We start from the raw sequence: 6,000 nt of genomic DNA on the forward strand, positions 1-6,000 counted from the left end.
TATGTAAAAAGCCCATGAGAAAAGGGCGCAGAACAACATACGGATATCAGAAAGCCAAGGACAATTCGCCATGCAAAGTGTTTTCTTTTCTGAATGCCAATTGAAAATAACAGTATGATTGGGAACACGTTGATTGAAAAAAATGCATGTCCTATGTATATGGGAATTTGGGATAAAATTTCTGATACCATCAGCGCAGCCCTCCTTTGTAATAATCAAGTAATGCCTGTTTTACCTCTTTTTTCTTCGATCGGCTGACTTTTAATTCTGTTTTATCATTCAAGGTTATAATATCCTTTTGAAAATCTGTGACGTATTTCATGTTAATGCAAAAGGAACTGCTGCAGCATATAAAATGATAGTCTGCCAATTTTGCCGCAAATTCTTTCAGGGTAGAAAGAAGCTGATATTCTTCATCTACCGTAAAAATATGCAGCCAGTGATCACGAATCTCCACATAAACAATCTCATCGGAGGACACTTTTTTCATCCCGTCTTTGTATTCCAACAGAATATTAACAGACTCCTGGCCTTTCACAGACTTCAGGGCTTTTTCCAGTTTCATAGAAAAAGAAAAATATTTTATAGGCTTCAGGACAAAGTCCAAGGCACCCACTTCGTAACCATTGATTGCATATTGCGCCATGTTGGTTATAAATATAATCAGCACTCTTTGATCCCTTTTTCGGATTTCTCTGGCAGCATCCATACCATTCATTTTTGGCATTTCAATGTCCAGTAAAAGAACATCATATATGGGTTCGTATTTAAATACCAATTCATTTCCATCTTGAAAAAAAGACGCCTGGATATCTATATTTGTTTCTTTTTTGTAACGCTCAATATATTCGGAAATTGTCTTCTGGAATGAGGGATCATCCTCTGCTATTCCAATTCTGAACATCCTATTGTTCTCCTTTTCCCTGATATAAGTAATTCTAAAAACAGCAATATTCACTCAAACTGCTTCAGATATTCCCCCACCGACCGTGTCATTTCTTTTGAAAAATCGGAATTATATTTTCTTTTGCAGAAGGCTTTGCACCAGTCTTCGAAGGTGGAATTTTTGTATTGGTGACTCAACATTTCGCGAAGTTCAGTGTCGTCCATACTGCGGTAGGTATTCTCATGGACAATATGTTCCTGTGCACATCTCTGGGGTTTAGGGCGATTCTTTTGCTGCTGGGTGGGCCAGCCAAATACCAGCATAACAGCTGGAAAAACATAATCAGGCAGGTTCAGAAGTCTTCTTTGTTTCTCATAATTTTCCATAATATCACCAATGTAGCAGGAACCGATACCAAAGCTCTCCGCTGCCACAACTGCATTTTGTGCGGCAATTGCCGTGTCTGTCACCGCAAGCATAAGGTCTCCTATACCTGGTTTTCTTGGCTCACAGCCAGCTTCCAGATATGCATCATACCACTTCTTGCAGTCAGCACAGAATACCAGTACCATAGGTGCTTTCGCAATAAATGGCTGGTAGTCGCAGGTCTCAGATAAAGCCTTTTTCAATTCTTCATCTGTAATGTCCAAAATAGTATAAAGTTGCTGACAACCTGCTGTAGGCGCCTGGGCTGCGGCTTCAAGGATGACCTTCTTCATCTCCTGCGGAATGGACTTTTCTTCGTATACGCGCATGGATTTTCTATTATATAAACTTTTTATAATTTCATTCATTTTAAATTTCTCCCTTTTCCTCTAAACAGCTATCATCGAATGACATAACCGTATAAAAATTATCTTTCTTCGATTTTTCTTACAAAAAAACAGATATTCCCAATAATAATACCGAGAAATATCTGTTTTTTCAAGTCAATATGGAGTCCACAATTTAAGCAGTCTGTGCGCTGTCTTTCATCATCCTGTAATAGCAAGGGATCAGAAGTGCACACGCACCGAACTAAGCCAGTGGACTGGCAATACAGACAGCCGTATAGCCATTCTTCAATAAAAAAACGATTCGGGTATTGTCATTTCTGATACAGATATTGACATTTTTTTAAGAAGTATTACAAAGTAATTTCCTGATCACGTAAAAAAGCCCTCGGATGCCAGAAACATTCGAGGACTTCTTCTTTTATTTTTATATTTAAACTTGTTGGGTTTGGTTAAATTGCTAACAAATTCTTAATTGCTTCCATATACACTTCCACAGCCTCTTCCATCTCGGAAACAAGAATGAACTCATCTGCACCGTGAATACGATAATCCACACCCAGCTTTTCCGGACCAAATGCAATAATATTTTTCAGAGATTTGGCATAGGTACCACCGCCAATTACCATTGGTTTGTTCTCCGTGTCGCCAGTCACATCCACATAAGCCTTGTACAGGGCATTTACCAGCGGAGATTCTCTTGGGAAGAACAACGGATTACCGATTTCCCCCACCTCAATACGGCCATTTTCATCTTCCAGATTACCCTCTATACGATTCAGAATATCATCCTTTTTGAAGGTTACAGGTACACGAATGTCGATGGTGCAGGAAATCACACCATTCTCTGTTTTTACGATTCCATTGCAGAAGGTCAGCTCACCAAATTCATCGGCAATTTTAAGGCCAACACCGGAGCCATCACAGGCAGTTCCAATGTGCTGATTATAAAATTTAACAAAATCGTCTTCAAAGCCTGCCTTTGCAAGACATTCCATGGTAACACCTGCTGCGTTGATACCAAGTGTCGGGGTGCTGGCATGAGCCGGTACGCCTTTTGCATAAATGGTAATCTGGTTTTCGGCTTCCGTAACTTTATATTCCTGCAGTTTTGTTTCGGAAAGCATCTGCTCCAGTTTCTCCTTAAGACCAGCTTCCGCCGGAATCACAGTGGTACAGTTATCGCATACTGCATTAGAAACAAAGCCACCATTCATGGAGATAATTCTGGTATTTTTGGAATATGCCATCATGGACATATAGCCTTTTTCACCATGAATACATGGGAAATTTGCATCAGGTGTAAAGCCGCAGGATAACTCTTCCTCTACCTCATTATAATGTGCCATACATTTGGAACCGGTCTCCTCATTGCATCCCATGATCAGACGGACTCTTTTGTTTAGTTTCACACCGGAATCCTTTAGAAGTTTCATCGCATAGAGAGCTTCAATTACAGGTCCTTTGTCATCTGTAGTTCCACGTCCGTATACATGGTCGCCATCTCGTGTCAGCTTAAATGGATCGTAGGTCCAGTCACCACCTACAGGTACAATATCAAGATGACCTGCAATACCTACGATTTCCTCGCCTTCTCCCATTTCGGCGTAACCACAGTAATTATCAAGATTTACGGTTTTAAAACCAAGCTCTCTGGCAATTTCAAGCCCGATCTCAAGTGCCTCTGCCGGTCCTTCTCCGAAAGGTTTCCCCTCTGACGGGGTGCCAAGCTGGGAATCAACGGCAACCAGCTTTCCAAGATTTTCAAGCATTTCCTCAGATAATGCATGGATCTGTTCTCTTGTATTCATAGATGTTATATTTCCTCCAAATTCTATTTTATCTGTGCAGAGCATTTCCACCAATTGTAATGACTCTCCCGGGTAACGTCTTTTCACAGCTGCTCCAACAGCTGCTTCTCCACATTTTCAAAGCCAATTCTCTCAATAGTCTCCGCAAAACGTTCTCCCTTTATTCCATTGTCACGGAAGAAAAGAATGGCCTTTTCAATTACATCCAGGGCTTCTTCTTTGGATGTAAAAATCCGGCCAAGGGCTTTTCCCTGAGATACTTTTTTACCCCAGCGTCCACCTATGTATATCTTATAGCCGTAAGCGCCGTCCTCAATGGTATGGAACGGACATTTTCCAACACAGCGGCCGCAGTTTTTACATATGTTTTTGTCAATCTGAATCTTCCCATCAACCACCTTTGCCACTTTGTTTGGACAGGCAGCCTCAATGGCACATTTCTTGCAGCCTTTACATACATCTGCATTGACATTTGGAATTCTCTGTCCAATAATTCCTACATCATTCAGGTCTGGTTTCACACAGTTATTCGGACAGCCACCCACTGCAATCTTAAATTTATGCGGAAGTGCAACCTCCCTGTAGCCTTCATAAAAACGTCTGTAAATTTCTTCTGATACTGCATAGGAATCCAGAAGTCCATACTGGCATGTAGTTCCTTTGCAGGACACTACAGGACGTACCTTAGCCCCTGTTCCACCTGTTACCAGGCCTTCCTTCGCTATAAATTTCTGAAATTCTTCAATCTTATCGTAGGGAATTCCCGGGATTTCCACGGAAAGTCTGGTGGTATACAAAAGCTCACCGTTTCCAAATTTTTCTGCTGCATCTGCCATACAGCGATGCTGTGCTGCCGTTACTTTTCCATTTGTCGTGAGAACTCTTGCAGAAAACAGATCGGTTCCTCTGTTATTCAGAAAGCCCATTCCTTTTACTCTTTTTTCATCCTCCGGGCTGATTGTTAATGCTGACATTTTTGATACCTCATTTCCTGTTACTATTCACTGATAATTTTTTCATCTGTGAATTCTATTATAGCACCTGAATTGGTGTTTGAAAAACGTTTTTCTCTGTGGTATTCTATAAGCATATAAATAATACCAACCGGAGGAAATATTCCTATGTTAATTTGTGATTATATTGTAGAATCTATTGATGGCGACTACGCTCATCTGCGCAGGACAGATCTTCCCGAAGAAGAACTGAAGCTGGTAGCAAGAGCACTTCTGCCATTTGACATTACAGAGGGATGCAGATTACATTATGAAATGATGCAGTATACCATAATTGACTGATATATTCCAAAACAAAGCGGACAAGTCCGCTTCAAATTACATAATAAAAGCCGCCGGCCTTTTAAGCCGGCGACTTTACCTATAAGTGATAGTCTTGTTTATTATTAATCTGCTACAGGAAAATTGAAATAGTTGGTTGTATAATCCATCATCAGTTTTTCCAGATCTGTCAGTTCCTCGTCATGTGTACTGATTCCATTGCCCAACTGAATATATCCCATATTTTCATCTGCTTCTGGCCAGTATGCGAGTCCATCTCCATTTGGATCTCCGGTTTTGATAAAGTTTGACCAATACTGATTCATTTTTTCTGCTAATTCATAATCCCAGTCAGTCCACTGTCTTACCGCCGGAACGCCCTCACGCAGAGAATTAAATGCATACCACATTTCACCTGTATGCCATGCCCACTGGTTAGCCCAGCCTCTGTCTGTTCCTAAATCTGACATGCTCTCAGGTGTAGCATGGCTGAATAAGTATGTATAATTTACTGCTTTTCCATCTGTTCTTTCTGACATCGTTTTTCCGTACAGTCGATTGACCATAAGGCTTCTGCTGACATTTGTGCCAAGGCCATAAGTTCCTAACTGACGGCTGACCATAGCTGCTGTATTGTCATCAACCTTTACCAGATTTTCAAAATCGTACTTATCATACAAATCGCCAAGAGCTTCTTTGTATTGTGCATAGAAATCATCTGCTGTGGATACCTTCGGATAGCTTCCCTCTCCCATATTTGTTCCAGACAATACGGAAATCTCGTCAAACACTCCGTCATTAATAGAATCCTGAATGCTTTCATAGGTGACATACAGGCCATCCAGATTCATACTTCCCGGATAATTAGAGCTGGTGCTGTCAATCAGTTTTTCAGCATCCATGTTTCTCAGATCCTCAAGTGTCGTAGCCTCATCAAGTCCCAGATCTCCCAGATATGCAGTTCCTTTTTCTTCTGCACTTTCCTGAGTCTGGAATTCCATATTGTACTTTAAGCCACTTTCCAGGATTAATTTATCTACTTCCACATCCATTTTAGGAGAAGCAGTCATTGCCATTGCTTTTGTGGTACCGCCGGATTGTCCGCCAACTGTGATATTCTCAGGGTCTCCGCCAAAATTCGCAATATTTTCTTTGATCCATTCCATTGCTTTGATCTGATCCATCAGACCATAGTTTCCGCTCTGGCCCTGTTCCTCGCTAAGCTGCGGCAATGACAGATAACCAAAGACGCCAAG

6 protein-coding genes are annotated in these 6,000 nt (G+C 41.1%); 1 reads left to right on the forward strand and 5 read right to left on the reverse strand.

The genetic code is table 11. The annotated features are described in order from the left end of the window. Positions 1-190: 190 nt before the first annotated feature. The 4 genes from AB5642_RS15850 to AB5642_RS15865 all read right to left on the reverse strand — a co-directional run bounded on the left by AB5642_RS15850 (position 191) and on the right by AB5642_RS15865 (position 4,444). Complete coding sequence (locus AB5642_RS15850) at positions 191-904, reverse strand: LytTR family DNA-binding domain-containing protein (RefSeq protein WP_118582663.1); 714 nt, start codon at positions 902-904, stop codon at positions 191-193. Positions 905-954: 50 nt separating this feature from the next. Further along, positions 955-1,680, reverse strand: coding sequence for a nitroreductase family protein (locus AB5642_RS15855; protein WP_173719359.1), 726 nt, complete (start codon positions 1,678-1,680; stop codon positions 955-957). Between the two features lie 431 nt (positions 1,681-2,111). Beyond that, positions 2,112-3,557, reverse strand: a complete 1,446-nt coding sequence (locus AB5642_RS15860) for a M20 family metallopeptidase (protein ID WP_330386400.1) — start codon at positions 3,555-3,557, stop codon at positions 2,112-2,114. Then, positions 3,554-4,444 (reverse strand): 4Fe-4S binding protein, encoded by an 891-nt coding sequence (locus AB5642_RS15865; protein ID WP_173717264.1) that lies wholly within the window; start codon positions 4,442-4,444, stop codon positions 3,554-3,556. Before AB5642_RS15865 ends, AB5642_RS15860 begins: the two co-directional genes overlap by 4 nt. A gap of 147 nt (positions 4,445-4,591) precedes the next feature. Between AB5642_RS15865 and AB5642_RS15870 the strand changes: the two genes are divergently transcribed. Then, on the forward strand, positions 4,592-4,765 hold the full coding sequence (locus AB5642_RS15870; protein ID WP_173719358.1) for a chorismate--pyruvate lyase: 174 nt from the start codon (positions 4,592-4,594) through the stop codon (positions 4,763-4,765). Positions 4,766-4,869: 104 nt separating this feature from the next. Here AB5642_RS15870 and AB5642_RS15875 read toward each other — a convergent pair. Next, on the reverse strand, positions 4,870-6,000 hold a 1,131-nt coding region (locus AB5642_RS15875; RefSeq protein ID WP_368371746.1), incomplete at its 5' end, for a carboxylesterase family protein.

Origin of the sequence: Ruminococcus sp. 1001136sp1_2201st1_G3_2201SCRN_220225, from assembly GCF_040924365.1 — a bacterium.
In the GTDB taxonomy this organism is placed as follows: Bacteria; Bacillota; Clostridia; order Lachnospirales; family Lachnospiraceae; genus Blautia_A; species Blautia_A faecis.